General features: G+C 39.9%; 12 protein-coding genes. 3 read left to right on the top strand and 9 right to left on the bottom strand.

Annotated features, from left to right (window positions below):
• Positions 1 to 2: 2 nt before the first annotated feature.
• The 5 genes from oppC to FE394_RS03775 form a co-directional block, all read right to left on the bottom strand.
• Positions 3 to 911, bottom strand: coding sequence for an oligopeptide ABC transporter permease OppC (gene oppC, locus FE394_RS03795; RefSeq protein ID WP_319925075.1), 909 nt, complete (start codon positions 909 to 911; stop codon positions 3 to 5).
• Positions 912 to 925: 14 nt separating this feature from the next.
• Complete coding sequence (oppB, locus tag FE394_RS03790) at positions 926 to 1,846, bottom strand: oligopeptide ABC transporter permease OppB (protein ID WP_319925074.1); 921 nt, start codon at positions 1,844 to 1,846, stop codon at positions 926 to 928.
• An 86-nt stretch (positions 1,847 to 1,932) separates the two neighbouring features.
• Positions 1,933 to 3,579, bottom strand: coding sequence for an oligopeptide ABC transporter substrate-binding protein OppA (oppA, locus tag FE394_RS03785; protein WP_319925073.1), 1,647 nt, complete (start codon positions 3,577 to 3,579; stop codon positions 1,933 to 1,935).
• Positions 3,580 to 3,702: 123 nt separating this feature from the next.
• The gene (locus FE394_RS03780; RefSeq protein WP_319925072.1) at positions 3,703 to 5,343 is read right to left on the bottom strand and encodes an ABC transporter substrate-binding protein; all 1,641 of its coding nucleotides are present in this window, start codon (positions 5,341 to 5,343) and stop codon (positions 3,703 to 3,705) included.
• Positions 5,344 to 6,068: 725 nt separating this feature from the next.
• A complete protein-coding gene (locus FE394_RS03775) occupies positions 6,069 to 6,713 on the bottom strand; it encodes a YchE family NAAT transporter (RefSeq protein ID WP_319925071.1) in 645 nt (214 codons plus the stop codon).
• A 479-nt stretch (positions 6,714 to 7,192) separates the two neighbouring features.
• On the opposite strand from FE394_RS03775, the gene adhE reads away from it, so the two are divergent.
• Positions 7,193 to 9,853, top strand: coding sequence for a bifunctional acetaldehyde-CoA/alcohol dehydrogenase (gene adhE, locus FE394_RS03770; protein ID WP_319925070.1), 2,661 nt, complete (start codon positions 7,193 to 7,195; stop codon positions 9,851 to 9,853).
• A gap of 115 nt (positions 9,854 to 9,968) precedes the next feature.
• Here adhE and FE394_RS03765 read toward each other — a convergent pair whose 3' ends face one another.
• Positions 9,969 to 10,565, bottom strand: coding sequence for a thymidine kinase (locus FE394_RS03765; protein ID WP_319925069.1), 597 nt, complete (start codon positions 10,563 to 10,565; stop codon positions 9,969 to 9,971).
• A 646-nt stretch (positions 10,566 to 11,211) separates the two neighbouring features.
• Between FE394_RS03765 and hns the strand changes: the two genes are divergently transcribed.
• Positions 11,212 to 11,616: a histone-like nucleoid-structuring protein H-NS gene (gene hns, locus FE394_RS03760; protein WP_319925068.1), complete on the top strand. Its 405-nt coding sequence runs from the start codon at positions 11,212 to 11,214 to the stop codon at positions 11,614 to 11,616.
• Positions 11,617 to 11,855: 239 nt separating this feature from the next.
• On the opposite strand, the gene FE394_RS03755 is transcribed toward hns, so the two are convergent.
• Genes FE394_RS03755 through galU form a run of 3 tightly spaced genes read right to left on the bottom strand, consistent with a single transcriptional unit; the run spans position 11,856 to position 15,157 of the window.
• Positions 11,856 to 12,863, bottom strand: a complete 1,008-nt coding sequence (locus FE394_RS03755; RefSeq protein ID WP_319925067.1) for an NAD-dependent epimerase — start codon at positions 12,861 to 12,863, stop codon at positions 11,856 to 11,858.
• An 8-nt stretch (positions 12,864 to 12,871) separates the two neighbouring features.
• On the bottom strand, positions 12,872 to 14,215 hold the full coding sequence (locus tag FE394_RS03750) for a UDP-glucose dehydrogenase family protein (RefSeq protein WP_319925066.1): 1,344 nt from the start codon (positions 14,213 to 14,215) through the stop codon (positions 12,872 to 12,874).
• A gap of 24 nt (positions 14,216 to 14,239) precedes the next feature.
• Entirely contained in the window at positions 14,240 to 15,157 is a 918-nt protein-coding gene (gene galU / locus FE394_RS03745; protein ID WP_319925065.1) for a UTP--glucose-1-phosphate uridylyltransferase GalU, read from the bottom strand.
• 476 nt (positions 15,158 to 15,633) lie between these two features.
• On the opposite strand from galU, the gene FE394_RS03740 reads away from it, so the two are divergent.
• A complete protein-coding gene (locus FE394_RS03740; RefSeq protein WP_319925064.1) occupies positions 15,634 to 16,095 on the top strand; it encodes a YchJ family protein in 462 nt (153 codons plus the stop codon).
• Positions 16,096 to 16,156: the final 61 nt, after the last annotated feature.

The raw sequence follows: 16,156 nt of genomic DNA, 5'->3' as shown, positions 1-16,156 counted from the left end.
CCTTAACGGTCTTTTGGATCGAGGGCATCACGCAGGCCGTCACCAATAAAGTTAAAACAAAACAGGGTCATTACCAGAAAGCCTGCCGGGAATAGCAGCAACCACGGAGCCACTTCCATTGAGTTGGCACCATCACTTAACAACGCTCCCCAACTACTGAGTGGTTCCTGAGTTCCCAAACCAAGGAAGCTCAGGAAAGATTCAAACAGGATCATACTGGGTACAAGCAATGAGGCATAAACCACCACAACACCCAAGACGTTTGGCACGATATGGCGTAAAACAATATAGCGGGTAGAGACTCCACCAACTAACGCGGCTTCAATGAATTCTTTGCGTTTTAAGCTCAATGTCTGACCACGGACAATACGCGCCATATCCAGCCATGACACCATGCCTATCGCAACGAAAATCAGAAGAATATTTTGACCGAAGAAAGTAACCAGAAGGATAACGAAGAACATGAATGGGAAGGAGTTTAGGATTTCCAGCAAGCGCATCATCATCATATCGATTTTACCACCGAGATAACCTGACGTCGCACCGTACAAAGTCCCAAACACTACGGCAATCAAGGCTGCGGCAATTCCGACCATCAACGAAATTCGTCCACCGATGGCAACTCGTACCAATAAGTCACGTCCTGATGAATCAGTGCCGAAATAGTGGCCGGATTCTGAATCCGGAGGCATCGTCATCATGTTCCAATCCGTGTCATCGTAAGCAAATTGGGACAGCATAGGTGCTAAAATCACAAATAATGTAATCACAAACAAGATACATAAACTCGTAATCGCCGCCTTGTTATGGATAAAACGGCGACGTGCATCCTGCCACAAACTGCGGCCTTCAATTTCCAGTTGCTCGGAGAAATTTTCCAGAGCTTCGCTATTTTTTTTATTTAGTAACATTGCGTGCTCCAGTCTTAGTAACGGATTTTCGGATCAATGACAGCATACAGCACGTCAACGATGGCATTAAACATGATGGTTAACCCTCCCACCAGAATCGTCAAACTGAGTACCAGTGAGTAATCACGGTTTAATGCACCATTAACAAACAATTGACCTAAGCCGGGTAAACCAAAGATCGTTTCGATGACCATAGAGCCTGTAATAATGCCGACGAATGCGGGTCCCATATAAGAGATCACAGGTAATAAGGCGGGTTTAAGGGCATGCCGGAAAATAATCTTGCGTAACGGTAAACCCTTGGCTCGTGCAGTACGAATAAAGTTGGAGTGTAAAACTTCTATCATTGAACCACGGGTAATACGGGAGATACTGGCTATATAAGAGAGGGAAAGTGCGACCATTGGCAAAAGCATATATTTAGGCGCCCCGCCATTCCAGCCTCCCCCCGGCAGCCATTTTAATATAATGGCGAATATCAGAACCAATAAGGGGGCAACCACGAAGCTGGGGATAACAACCCCCGTCATGGCAAACCCCATAACCGTGTAGTCCCATTTGGTATTCTGGTTTAACGCCGCAATAACTCCGGCACTGACACCAAATATCACTGCCATAACAAACGCTGCAAATCCCAATTTAGCAGAAACAGGCAAAGCTTCTGCAACCAGATCATTTACACTGTAGTCTTTATATTTGAATGAAGGGCCAAAATCCCCTTTGGAAAGTTGGATTAAGTAATTGAAGTATTGTTTATACATCGGGTCATTCAGGTGGTATTTCGCTTCAATATTTGCCATTACTTCCGGCGGTAACTTCCTTTCCCCTGTAAATGGGCTACCCGGTGCAAGCCGCATCATAAAAAACGAAATCGTGATGAGAATAAAAAGTGTCGGGATCGCCTCTAAACAGCGGCGTAAAATAAATTTTAGCATTGCCCGTTCCTAATTGTTTAGCCAAACCGTGGCCTTTAAATAACCTGACATTTAGGTGACCCGATAATGGGGCCACCTACTGATTCCTAGTGTTTTATTATGTATAGATCTTTGGTATGGAAGTTATCTAATGGATCTTTACCGGTATAACCACCGACATAAGGTTTTATTAAACGAGAGTTTGTATAGTAATAAATTGGAACAATCGCAGAATCTTTATCCAGTTGAGCATTGGCCTTAGCATAAATTTCAGCTCGTTCTTCATCATTTTCAACTTGAAGCGATTGTTTCATTAATGCGTCAAATTCTTTACTCTTATAGTGAGAAGTGTTGTTACTACTATTGGATAGCATAGGATTCAAAAACGTGGAGGCTTCGTTATAATCAGCGCACCATCCGGCGCGGGCAACGTCATAATTACCTTGATGACGGGAATCAAGAAACGTTTTCCACTCTTGGTTTTCAAGAGAAACGTCAACGCCGATATTCTTTTTCCAAACGGAAGCAGCTGCAATGGCTAATTTTTTATGTAGATCAGACGTGTTGTACAGCAATTTCATTTTCAGCGGGTTATCTTTGGTAAATCCGGCTTCTGCCAACAGTTTTTTCGCTTCTTCGTTACGCTGTTGCTGGTTTAACTTGGCATACCAGTCTGGTTTTTCATCTTTAAAATCCGCTATATATGGCGGAGTATAACCATAAGCAGGTATATCACCCTGATTTTTTACTTTATTAGTCAAAAGGTTTTGATCCATTCCCAATTTTAGTGCTGTACGTACTCGTGAATCGTTAAATGGTGGTTTTTCGTTATTGATTTCATAGTAGTAAGTGCACAATTTCGGATTTACACGTAATTGTTCGGGGATCTCTTTTTTCAGCTTTTGGAATAACTCAACGGGTAAATTGTCATAACTCATTTCAATTTCGCCGGAACGATAGCGGTTAACATCCGTTATTTCAGAAGAAATTGGTAAGACAGTGATCTGATTAATGACTGTATTTTTATTATCCCAATAGTTCGGGTTTCGTTCGAAAACAAGGCGTTCATTAATCACCCAATTTTTTACTTTATAAGCACCATTACCAACAAAATTCTGGGGCTGTGTCCATCTTTCTCCATATTTTTCTACCGTTGCACGATGGACGGGTGATGTACTTGTATGGACAAATAACTTGACCAGATAAGGAACAGGCTCACTTAATGTTAATTGTAATGTATGATCATCTAATGCTTCCACACCCAACATTTCGGGTTTTTGTTTGCCTCTGATGACATCATCAACATTAAGAAGATGAGCATACTGCATAAAACTTGCGTAAGGGGATGCTGTATTTGGGTCGACTAATCGACGGAAGCTGTAAGCAAAATCCTCTGCAGTGACAGGAGCACCATTAGACCATTTAGCATCTTTGCGTAAATGGAATGTCCAGACTTTAAAATCGGGTTGATGCTCCCAACGTTCTGCCACGCCGGGGATAATTTTGCCGTCGGGCTCATTAATCACCAACGTTTCAAACAAATCACGAGCGATGTTGGATTCCGGTACACCTTCAATTTTATGCGGGTCCAATGATTGAGGTTCTGAGCCATTATTGCGGACCAGAACCTGTTTTGCAGCGTCTGCGAGTTGCACACCTGCAGGCACTTTCGCTGCAAAGGCCTGCATCCCTACCATCATACCCAGAGCTACTGTAATGCCAACAGCAAGTTTTTTCTTTGTTGTGTTCATCATCTTATTCTTACTCCAATTAATATCATCTGACTCGTTAAAGCCATATCCACGCATTGGGATGGTTATTATCCGTATTCAACAAGAACTTTTTTGTTTACAGCAAAACAATATTTTTGAAAATGATCAGTTATTCACTTTCTTAATATACAGATTCTTTAAATCAACATAATCAAGGGGATCTTTCCCTGTTATTCCTACAACCGTCGGACGGATCAGGCGCACACTGACACGGTAATAAACAGGTATCATTCCTGAATCTCTATCAAGCTGAGCTTCAGCCTGCTGATAAAGTGCCTTGCGGGTTGCATCATCTTTAGCGATAAGTGCCTGACTAAGATAATTATCAAAAGCCTCACTTTGATAGAAACCTGTATTGTTACTGCTATTTGACAATAACATATTCAGGAAAGAGGAAGGTTCGTTGTAATCGCCACACCATGTCGCTCTTGCAACATCATAATTTCCTTCATGGCGATTCTGGAGAGAGGTTTTCCACTCTTGGTTCTGCAACGTAACTTTTGCACCAATATTTTTCTGCCACATAGAAGCAGCAGCTATGGCTTGTTGTTTGTTCTGTTCTGATGTGTTGTACAGCAAGGTAAATTTAAGGGGATTGCTGGTATCGAAACCAGCTTCTTTCAATAATTCTCTTGCCCGCTGATTACGCTGTTCTTGTGTCCAGCTTGCCCATTCAGGGCTAATAGATAAACCGCCACCAATATAGGTCGGGGTAAAACCATACGCTGGAATTTGCCCCTGCCCCATAATTCTTTCCGTGATGATGTCTCGATCTAGACTCAATTTTATCGCTTCACGTACTCGTTTATCTTTAAACAACGGTTTTTGATTATTGATTTCATAATAAAATGTGCACAAGTAAGGTGAAATTTGCAATTGATCGGGGATATCCCGTTTCATTTTTTGGTACAAATCAGGCGGGATGGCACTATCAGTGATATCAATTTCTCCGCTACGATAACGGTTAACGTCACTGATCCCAGAAACGACAGGCAGGAAAGTACCTTTTTCAATAATGGATTCTTTATTATTCCAATAATGAGAGTTACGAGTTAAAACAAGTCGCTCATTAATTACCCAATCTTTCAATATATAAGCGCCATTGCCGATATAGTTTTCTGGCGATGTCCATTTGTTTCCCCATTTCTCAATGACATCCTGCCTGACGGGTTTCATCGGGGTATGACTCAACATATCAACCAAATAAGGCAGCGGCTGACTGAGTGTGACTTGGAAACGGCGTTCATCCAATGCCTTTACACCCAATTGTTCCGGTGTTTTTTTCCCTGTCAGGATATCATTAGCGTTCTGCACATAGGTATACTGCAAATAACTGATATAAGGAGAACCCGTGTTTGGATCAGCAAGACGACGCCAACTATAGACAAAATCCTGTGCAGTCACAGGCTTACCGTCGCTCCATTTGGCATCTTCGCGTAAATAGAACGTCCATACCTTATAACCTTCATTTTCCCATCTTTCTGCCACACCCGGCACAGTGTTGCCGTTTGCATCTGTTGTAACCAATCCTTCCAGCAAATTACGGATGATGCTCGTTTCTGGACCACCTTCAACCTTATGCGGATCCAGTGAAGTCACTTCAACACCATTGTTAACGGTTATTTCTTGTTTTTCGGCTAGTGTGACGTCAGATGGAACAACCGCAGCCAGACCCTGTGCAGCAGGAAACGATAATAAAACGATACTTGAAATCAACTGAGTCAACTTTGATGGTTTTTCTCTCATTTTTTGCTCCAATTTATAGATACCAAATGGATCGTTTTTAATCTATTAACTCCGATAATTTACTTGTTACGTTAGCAATCGGTAATTCATCTATTAAAAAGCTACACTTGCATAACAATTGTTATGGGTTTTTTATAAAAATATATTACAGCATGTAACTCCATTCGTTATCATTGTATACAATCCATTCACAAGAAGAATATAATATGTTGATAATAATCATTTTTATTTTACTTTCTTAGTGTGATAACCATAAAATGCCATTACAAAAGAAAATAAACATTATTTTAACAAATTGCAATCATCTCAGAGTAAAAACCCACCTTCATCACAAAATATCCACACAAGCCATCAGGCCGATAAGATTATTAAAAAAAACAGTGTAAAAAATTACAGTATTATTGGGGGGAAGTAGTAGACTAAATAGGAATAAAATATAAACAATGGTTTTGGGGAGATTATGCAGAAATTCTGTTGTTATGAATTGTACTTTAATCACTCTTTTTATAGTTAATATTAAACCAATTTACTCGTTATCTAAGTAAAATATTTAAGTAAAAAATTTCATCTTTTTATATTAACAAGTTAAACAAATACATAAGTTATCTTATCTATATTCAATAGATATGTAACTCTCTAATGTAATTGGCTAATGTAACTGGCTATGCAATTGGATGAGAGAAAATGGCTAATAAATCAGTAACCTGAAAGGTGATGGTTATGCCTCACAATAACCCAGGAAAGAGCGCTTTTGCTCCTATGACAATAAACTCAACACCCAACGACATTAACAATAATCCCATTATTCGAGTAATCACATTAATCCCGGTCTGGCCTAAAAATTTTACTAGCAAAGATGCCGAACGGAATAATAACCAACAACAAAAAGCAAACAACAGGCAGGTTAATGCCAATCCAAGATAATTTTGCCATCCCTGATAACGAGCACTCCATACCATGCAGGAACTAATCGCTCCCGGACCCGCCATCAGAGGTAAAGCCAATGGAACAACAGCAACGCTGTCCCTGACCGCAGCCTCTGATCTTTCCAGTTTATTTTGTTTATCTTCACCCAACTTACCATTAATCATTGATACTGCAATCGTAACTATCAGCATCCCACCTGCGATACGGAAAGAGTCAATAGAGATACCAAACACATAAAGGATAGAATCGCCGATCAATAATGAAATACATAAGATAATGGCAACAGACAGGTTTGCTATAAAATTAGTTTTATTACGTCCTACTATTGTCTGGTAATTCGTCATGCTAATAAAAACAGGTAAAACGCCAACCGGGTTCACTAACGCAAACAACCCCATAAAAAATTTAATATACCCAGAAATCCCCAGTAATGAGTCTCCCACGATCGGCCTCCTTCAATTTAAATAAATAAAATTTATAACACTACTTAAAAAATACAGTAAATGAGGATTTTTTCGTTACGTTAAATCAATTAATCCCGTAAATTCTGCCAGTAAATTTAATCTCGCCATAGAAAACATAATAAAATTAAGTTAATTAATTGGATTTTATTGGTTAAATAAATGTTTAAAGTCCCACCCAAATATCCACTAATCACCATTCTATGAAAACATGAGCTGAATTGAGTCAGCTTAATGTTTTCATGATCTAAATCACTATAAAAATACCTGCAACTGTTAATCTGTATCCAAGGTGGAAATTCAAGGAAATAAACTATTCCTATATGAATCATTTTGTTAATTAATTTTTTAAGGCAATTAGCTGTGAGCTTATTAATTTGTTAAAAGATGCTGTGATGTTAATCATTTATGAATACCGCCAATTGCCTTAAAAAATTTAACATTTATCAGGAGTAATTTTTATGGCTGTAACTCAGATTGCTGAACTCAATGAATTAGTTGCTCGTGTGAAAAAAGCTCAACACGAGTTTGCTGACTTTTCTCAGGAACAAGTTGACCGGATTTTCCGTGCTGCTGCTCTTGCTGCCGCAGACGCCCGTATTCCGTTGGCAAAATTAGCAGTGTCTGAATCTGGCATGGGAATTGTGGAAGATAAAGTAATCAAAAATCACTTCGCTTCTGAATATATTTATAACGCCTATAAAGATGATAAAACCTGTGGGGTTTTATCTGAAGATAATACTTTTGGTACCATCACTATTGCTGAGCCAATTGGCGTGATTTGCGGTATTGTTCCAACAACCAACCCAACATCCACCGCAATTTTCAAAGCACTCATCAGTCTGAAAACCCGCAATGGTATTATTTTCTCTCCTCACCCTCGAGCCAAAAAGGCAACAAATAAAGCAGCCGAAATTGTCCTGAAAGCAGCAGTTGAAGCAGGCGCACCAAAAGATATCATCGGTTGGATAGATGAGCCTTCGGTTGAGCTTTCAAATGCCTTGATGCACCATCCTGACATTAATCTGATTTTGGCAACGGGCGGCCCCGGCATGGTAAAAGCGGCCTATAGTTCTGGCAAACCAGCGATTGGTGTCGGTGCGGGCAATACCCCGGTAGTGATTGATGAATCAGCCGACATCAAACGTGCCGTCGCCTCTATTCTGATGTCCAAAACATTTGATAATGGCGTGATTTGTGCTTCAGAACAATCTGTCATTGTCGTTGATGAGGTTTATGAACAAGTCCGCGAACGTTTTTCAACTCATGGTGGATATCTCCTTCAAGGAAAAGAATTGAAAGCCGTTCAGGATATTATCCTGAAAAATGGCAACTTAAATGCCGCGATCGTGGGTCAGCCAGCAACAAAAATTGCTGAAATGGCGGGCGTCAGCGTTCCGGAGAACACCAAGATCCTGATCGGTGAAGTCACGCTTGTAGAAGAAGCTGAGCCCTTTGCCCATGAAAAACTATCCCCTCTGCTCGCCATGTATCGTGGCAAAGATTTTGAAAATGCGGTTGAAAAAGCAGAAAAATTGGTGGAAATGGGCGGTATTGGGCACACGTCATGTCTTTACACTGAACAGGATAATCAGGCTGAACGCATCAGGTATTTCGGCGATAAAATGAAGACAGCCCGCATTTTGATCAATACACCTGCGTCTCAAGGTGGGATCGGCGATTTATATAACTTCAAGCTCTCTCCTTCCCTGACATTGGGCTGTGGATCTTGGGGTGGTAATTCCATTTCCGAAAACGTGGGACCGAAGCATCTGATTAATACGAAAACTGTCGCTAAAAGAGCTGAAAATATGTTGTGGCATAAACTTCCAAAATCAATTTATTTCCGACGTGGCTCTCTGCCTATCGCCTTGGAAGAAGTCGCTACAGATGGCGCAAAACGCGCTTTCATCGTGACAGACCGTTTCTTATTTAATAACGGCTATGCCGATCAGGTTATCAATGTATTGAAATCATATGGCATAGAAACTGAAGTCTTCTTTGAAGTTGAAGCAGACCCGACGTTAAATATCGTCCGCAAAGGTGCTGAACAAATGCACCTGTTTAAACCAGATGTCATTATTGCTCTGGGCGGCGGCTCTCCTATGGATGCAGCCAAAATCATGTGGGTTATGTATGAGCATCCGGAAACCCATTTCGAAGAGCTGGCTCTGCGCTTTATGGATATCCGCAAACGTATCTATAAATTCCCGAAAATGGGCGTGAAAGCCAAAATGGTTGCTATTACGACAACTTCAGGTACGGGTTCAGAAGTCACTCCTTTTGCTGTTGTCACTGATGACATCACGGGGCAGAAATACCCGTTGGCAGACTACGCACTGACCCCCGACATGGCGATTGTCGATGCGAATCTGGTCATGGACATGCCAAAATCACTGTGTGCCTTTGGTGGTCTGGATGCTGTAACTCACGCACTGGAAGCCTATGTTTCTGTGCTGGCCAATGAATACTCTGATGGGCAGGCTCTGCAAGCACTGAAACTGTTGAAAGATTTTCTTCCCGCCAGTTATCATGAAGGAGCAAAAAACCCCGTGGCCCGTGAACGTGTCCATAATGCAGCGACGATTGCAGGTATTGCGTTTGCCAATGCATTTTTGGGAGTATGCCACTCTATGGCCCACAAACTTGGCTCTGAGTTCCATATTCCACATGGTTTAGCTAATGCCTTGTTAATCTGTAATGTGATTCGCTATAACGCTAACGATAATCCAACAAAACAAACCGCATTCAGTCAATATGATCGCCCACAGGCACGACGCCGTTATGCAGAAATTGCAGACTATCTGGGATTAACCGACTCAGGTGATCGTACTGCTGCCAAAATTGAAAAACTGCTGGGCTGGTTGGAAGAAATGAAATCTCAGTTAGGCATTCCTGCATCCATTCGTGAAACAGGTGTTCAGGAGGCTGATTTTTTAGCGAAAATCGACAAACTGGCAGAAGACGCATTTGACGACCAATGCACGGGAGCCAATCCACGTTACCCGTTAATTTCAGAGTTAAGGCAACTGCTGTCGGATTCATTTTATGGTCATGAATTCACAGAACAGACCATATCTCAGGAGATTGGTAAACAAAATAGGAAAAACAATAAGAAATAATAATAGATAATAAGCTGATGTAACTTAAAAGGCGTTGGATTATCCTGACGCCTTTTTTATTATTTCATTTCTCTGGCTTAATGATTATACCCCATCAATTTCAGATTGCGGCGTATTAAACCTTCTTTGCTTTAGCTTCACGAATAACGTCAGTATAGTGTCTGCGACACACGGAGACGTATTTTTCATTACCACCAATATCAACCTGGGCGCCGTCATAAACAACGTCCCCACCGCTCCCAAAACGCAGCACATGACTGGCTTTTCTTCCGCAGTGACAGATTGTTTTCAACTCTATCAATTTATCAGACCAAGCAAGAAGATATTGGCTTCCTCTAAATAATTCTCCCTGAAAATCTGTTCGTAAGCCATAACAAAGAACAGGAATATCATCATAATCTACAACCTCACAAAGCTGCTCAACGTGTTCTTTCGTCAAGAATTGGCACTCATCAATCAAAACACAATGGACTTTTTCCGCCTCATTTTCACTTCGGATAAGCTCAGCAATATTTGTTTTTGGTGAAAATAACAAAGCTTCAACGGATAAACCAATACGGGAACTGACCTTTCCTTTACCAAATCGAGTATCAATTTCTGCTGTAAAGATCAGCGTTCTCATTCCTCTTTCGTTATAGTTATAAGAAGACTGCAATAAGGAAGTTGATTTCCCTGCGTTCATGGCAGAATAATAAAAATAAAGCTGAGCCATTGGCCCGTCCATCCTCTTGTCAAATTAATCAGGTGATATATCGCCGGCAGTTTACCATAAATTCTGATTGAGATTATCCTTTGCTATTACTAAATAGGTGATAGCAGAAAGAAATTAGAGTGAATAAAAAAAGATTATTTTCATGATAATCATCACATTTATGTATATAAAATCAGCGCTATAAACACCTTCTGCATGACAAATGAACAAAATTAACATCAGAAAGAAATAGTTATTTTTTCTACCAAACTTTGCATATTAATAATCATAGCGGTTTACTTTTGTTCAATCCACCCCACTATAATCATAACTAATGGATTACCCATAAAAAAACTTTCATCCTACACTCAGACTTCAAATTATTTTCAGAAGAACAGTTAACACTTCTTACAGATTGACTATAAATTAGTTTTATACGCTGTCGATTATCCCTTACTCAACTTTACAGTAATCCCCTTCAAAGCTTATTGAGAAATGATAAACCCAATAGCAGAATTAAAACGCAATATATCGATTCTCAAAAAAATTGCATTTTAAAATGTGATATTTTAGCCCGAGAAAGTAAATTCACTATTGCAGAAAATAAAATAGCATTCTATTATTATCCCTACATCAGCTATCATCATTATAATTTGAGACCAGGACAATGAGCGAAAATTTAAAATCCTTAAATAACATCCGTACCTTGCGCGCGCAAGCAAGAGAATGTGAACTGACTACTTTAGAAGAAATGCTGGAAAAACTTACGACTGTTGTTGAAGAACGTCGTGATGAAGAAAGCCAAGCTCGTGCACAAATAGAAGAGCGTACACGTAAAGTTCAAGAATACCGTGAAATGCTGGAAAAAGACGGTATTGAATTAAGTGACTTACTGGACGCTTTAAGTGGTAAAGCTACCAGCAAATCTAAACGTGCTGCTCGTCCAGCTAAATATTCATACGTTGATGAAGAAGGTGAAAACAGAACTTGGACTGGCCAAGGTCGTACACCTGCTGTAATCAAAAAAGCAATTGATGAAGAAGGCAAAAAACTGGAAGATTTCCTTATCTAATCAGTTGCTTTGTACATTTAATAACAAAAATACCCTTGGTAGGGTATTTTTGTTTATGGTTAATATAAATAACTAGGTTAATTACTGGCTGATGTAGAAACACTGTGAGTTATATTAATAGCCAAGTCGCTTTCATATTCTCAACGTGCTAAAAAAGAATTTAACACTACCTTAGTTTTTTATTAACATATACTTATAAAAAGGAGCTAAATGCTCCTTTTTTTTTGTTTTCACTGTGGTTATTTCTGATAAAAATCCAAATACCAATCGACGAACCGTTTTACCCCTTCCTGCACCTGAGTATCGGGTAAAAAACCAATCTTATCGTAAAGTGCACTGGAATCTGCACACGTTGATAACACATCGCCATCCTGAATTTCCATAAAGTTTTTCCTTGCCTCAATCCCTAATGAGGATTCGACAGCTTTAATAAAATCACCCAGTTTGGTCGGCTGACCATTACCAATATTGTAAATACGATATGGCGCAGAGCTGGCAGATATTTGTTCATCTTCAACTGACCAATTTTCATTGGCAGTAGGAATAACATCCTGCAATCTGATTATAGATTCAACAATGTCATCAATATATGTGAAATCCCTCACCATATTGCCATGATTGTAAACATCAATTGACTGACCTTCTAACATGGCTTTAGTAAATTTGAATAAAGCCATATCTGGGCGACCCCATGGCCCATATACGGTAAAAAAACGCAACCCTGTGGTTGGAAGGTTATAAAGATGAGAATAGCTGTGAGACATTAGCTCATCAGCTTTTTTCGTTGCCGCATATAAAGAAACAGGATGATCAACAGAATCATCAGTGGAGAATGGTTGCTTTTTATTTAGTCCGTATACTGAACTTGAGGATGCATATAATAAATGTTCTACTCGATTATGACGACATCCTTCAAGAATATTGATATGACCGACGATATTGGCATCGATATATGCCATTGGATTTTGTATTGAATAGCGTACACCCGGCTGAGCACCCAAATGGATCACTCGCTGAAATTGATGTTTAGTAAACAATTCTGGAATAGCAACTCTATCGGCCAGATCTAATTTTTCGAATTTAAAATTTGAATAAGGGAGTAATAAATTTAATCTCGCCTGTTTTAAATTAACGTCATAATAATCATTGAGGTTATCGATACCGACAACTTCATGACCCATATTCAATAACCGCTGGCTGACATGAAAGCCAATAAAACCAGCGGAACCTGTCACTAAAAATTTCATATCACAACTCAAATAACCGGATTAATAGAGGCACCACGACCAATACCATAGTAAGTAAATCCGCGCAATTGCAAGCGTTCAGGATCGTAAAGATTACGTCCATCAAAAATCACAGGGGTTTTCAATGAATCCTTAATCACATCAAAATCAGGTGCTCTGAAATTTTGCCACTCGGTGCAGATAATCAGAGCATCAGCGCCTTTCAGTGCCGCTTCTTTTGTTCCCATGAGAGATAAATCATCACGCTGGCCATAAATACGCTGGGCTTCCTGCATCGCTTCGGGATCATATGCCTGTACTTTCGCACCACATTCCCATAACGTTTCAATCAATACGCGGCTTGACGCCTCACGCATATCATCTGTATTAGGTTTAAATGACAGTCCCCAGATAGCGAATGTTTTGCCTGATAAATCATTACCGAAATGGCGTTTTACAAAAGTAGGCAATTTGCTTTTTTGTTTTTCATTAACCAATTCGACTGCCTGAAGAATTTTTGGGGTATATCCAATTTGTTCAGAAGTCCGGATCAATGCCTGCACATCTTTCGGGAAACATGAACCGCCATATCCACATCCGGGATAGATAAAATGATATCCGATTCGTGAATCAGAGCCGATCCCCTGACGTACATTTTCAATATCCGCCCCCAGCATCTCTGCCAAGTTGGCGATTTCGTTCATGAAACTGATTTTTGTTGCCAACATGCAGTTAGCTGCGTATTTAGTCAGCTCCGCACTACGGATATCCATAACTATCATACGATCATGATTGCGATTAAATGGCTCATACAGCTCACGCATGACATCAATCACATTATCGTTATCACAACCAATGATGATGCGCTCAGGTCGCATACAATCGGCAACTGCTGCACCTTCTTTCAGGAATTCAGGATTGGAGACGACATCAAAGGGAAGTTCTACATTACGTTGCGTTAATGTTGTTTGCATCACTGCCCTGACTTTATCAGCCGTGCCCACTGGCACGGTTGATTTGTCGACAACCACTTTGTAACCATCCATATTTTCCGCAATAGTGCGAGCTACGGCAGTGACATATTTCAGGTCAGCTGAGCCATCTTCATCGGGAGGTGTTCCTACTGCAATAAACTGTAATTTGCCATGTGCAACACCGGCTTTAGCATCCGTTGTGAAATTTAGACGCCCTTCAGCATGATTTTTCTTTACCAAGGGTATCAAACCGGGTTCAAAAATAGGGATTTGACCATTCTTCAGGTTCTCGACTTTTTTTGCATCAACATCAACACAAAGAACATCATGACCGACTTCCGCAAAGACGGTTGCTTGAACTAAGCCTACGTAGCCAATACCAAATACAGTAACTTTCATATCACACCTTAAATTACGAGTAGATTATTTTTCAATCTTATTTTGTAAAGCCATAACCCAGTCCGTGAATGATTTGCCCAGTTCCTTATGTCTCATGCCATATTCAACAAATGCCTGCATATAACCTAATTTATTGCCACAATCATGGCTGCGCCCCTGCAAATGATAAGCCTCAACGGGTTCTTTTTCCATCAGCATAGCAATAGCATCCGTCAGCTGTATTTCATCCCCGGCTCCCGGTGCTGTCTTCGCTAATAATGGCCAGATCTTTTCAGATAATACATAGCGACCAACGATAGAAAGATTTGATGGGGCTTCTTCCGGTTTCGGCTTTTCAACAACACGAGCAATAGGTTTGCTATCACCTGGCTGTAACTCTTCACCCATGCAATCAACAATGCCATAATCCGAAACACTTTCTACAGGAACAGGTTCGACCAGAATCTGACTTGCCCCACAGCTATTAAAGCGTGACAACATTTCGCTCAAATTATATTTTGATAAATCCGTGCTGTGCTCATCCAAAATGACATCCGGCAGAATAACAGCAAACGGTTCATCACCAATAAGTGGCTTAGCGCATAACACGGCATGCCCCAATCCTTTGGCAATCCCCTGACGGGTTTGCATGATAGTCACATGATTTGGGCAAATTGACTGCACCTCCTCCAATAACTGACGTTTGACCCTTTTCTCAAGAATGGCTTCCAGCTCAAAACTGGTATCAAAATGGTTTTCTATAGAGTTCTTGGATGAATGTGTAACCAGAATAATTTCGTTAATACCCGCTTTAATACATTCATTGACGACATACTGAATAAGGGGCTTATCCACCAAAGGAAGCATTTCTTTAGGAATGGCTTTAGTGGCTGGCAACATCCGGGTTCCCAAACCAGCAACGGGTATAACAGCCTTTTTTACCTTTTTGTTTATTACTGACATTACATTGTCTCCTACTGCTATGTTATCACTGATAAAATCCTATACAGATTAAACAATAGCACTAACTCTATGAAAAAATTATGTGTGTGAAAAAAATCGTACCCGAAAAAATAATGCGCAAGAGTATACCAGTTAATTCAACCGTATATATAGTATATGGGTTTCTAATCACACTTACATGATTCAATATTTAGTATCACCATAGGATGATACATAAATGTTATAAAACCATAGACAAAATGATGGATAAAACATCAGTTTTATTTAATTTTTTATCTTATTTCTTTCTGAAATTTGATTTAAATCACCACCCGTTTCCATAAAGGTAGCTCTTACCAAACATTGCGAGCTTCGCCTATATTCAAGTATCATTAGTCGATAATAGTTCAATAATAGGCCAGTGCTATTTACGCTCTTACATGCCTTTTCAATATTGCTCATATTAATAGCAACCACTTTTAATAACCGGAGTTATTTTGACAAAAATGTGTCCCTGCGGCAGCAGAGCAGATTTTGCTCATTGCTGTAATCTCTATATCGAAAATCACCATCCCACACCCAATGCCGAATCATTGATGCGTTCCAGATATAGTGCTTACGTTACACAAAATGCAGATTATCTTATCGCAAGTTGGCATCCTGATTGTCAGGCTGAAAATTTCCGTTCAGAAATAGAACAAAGTTTCGTGGGTGTACAATGGTTAGGATTAAATATCCTCGAAACAAACCAAGGTGAACATAATAATGAAGCCTATGTCGAATTTTCAGCTTGCTTTATTGAACAAGGGAAGCAAGATAGACAATTGGTTCATGAGCGCTCACGTTTTTTGCGGATTAACCAACATTGGTTTTATATCGATGGTATTCGTCCTCAATTAGGTCGTAATAGCCCTTGTCCATGTGGTTCAGGCAAAAAATACAAGAAGTGCTGCGGTTAAATCATTATCTAATATCAAACACAATAATTCACACACAGTGAAGAAAATTTGAGGATCTCGT

It is taken from the genome of Xenorhabdus littoralis (genome assembly GCF_033949345.1).
Taxonomy (GTDB): Bacteria; Pseudomonadota; Gammaproteobacteria; order Enterobacterales; family Enterobacteriaceae; genus Xenorhabdus; species Xenorhabdus littoralis.
The sequence above is the reverse complement of the archived record's forward strand: the minus strand, read 5'-3'. Positions and strand labels throughout refer to the sequence as shown.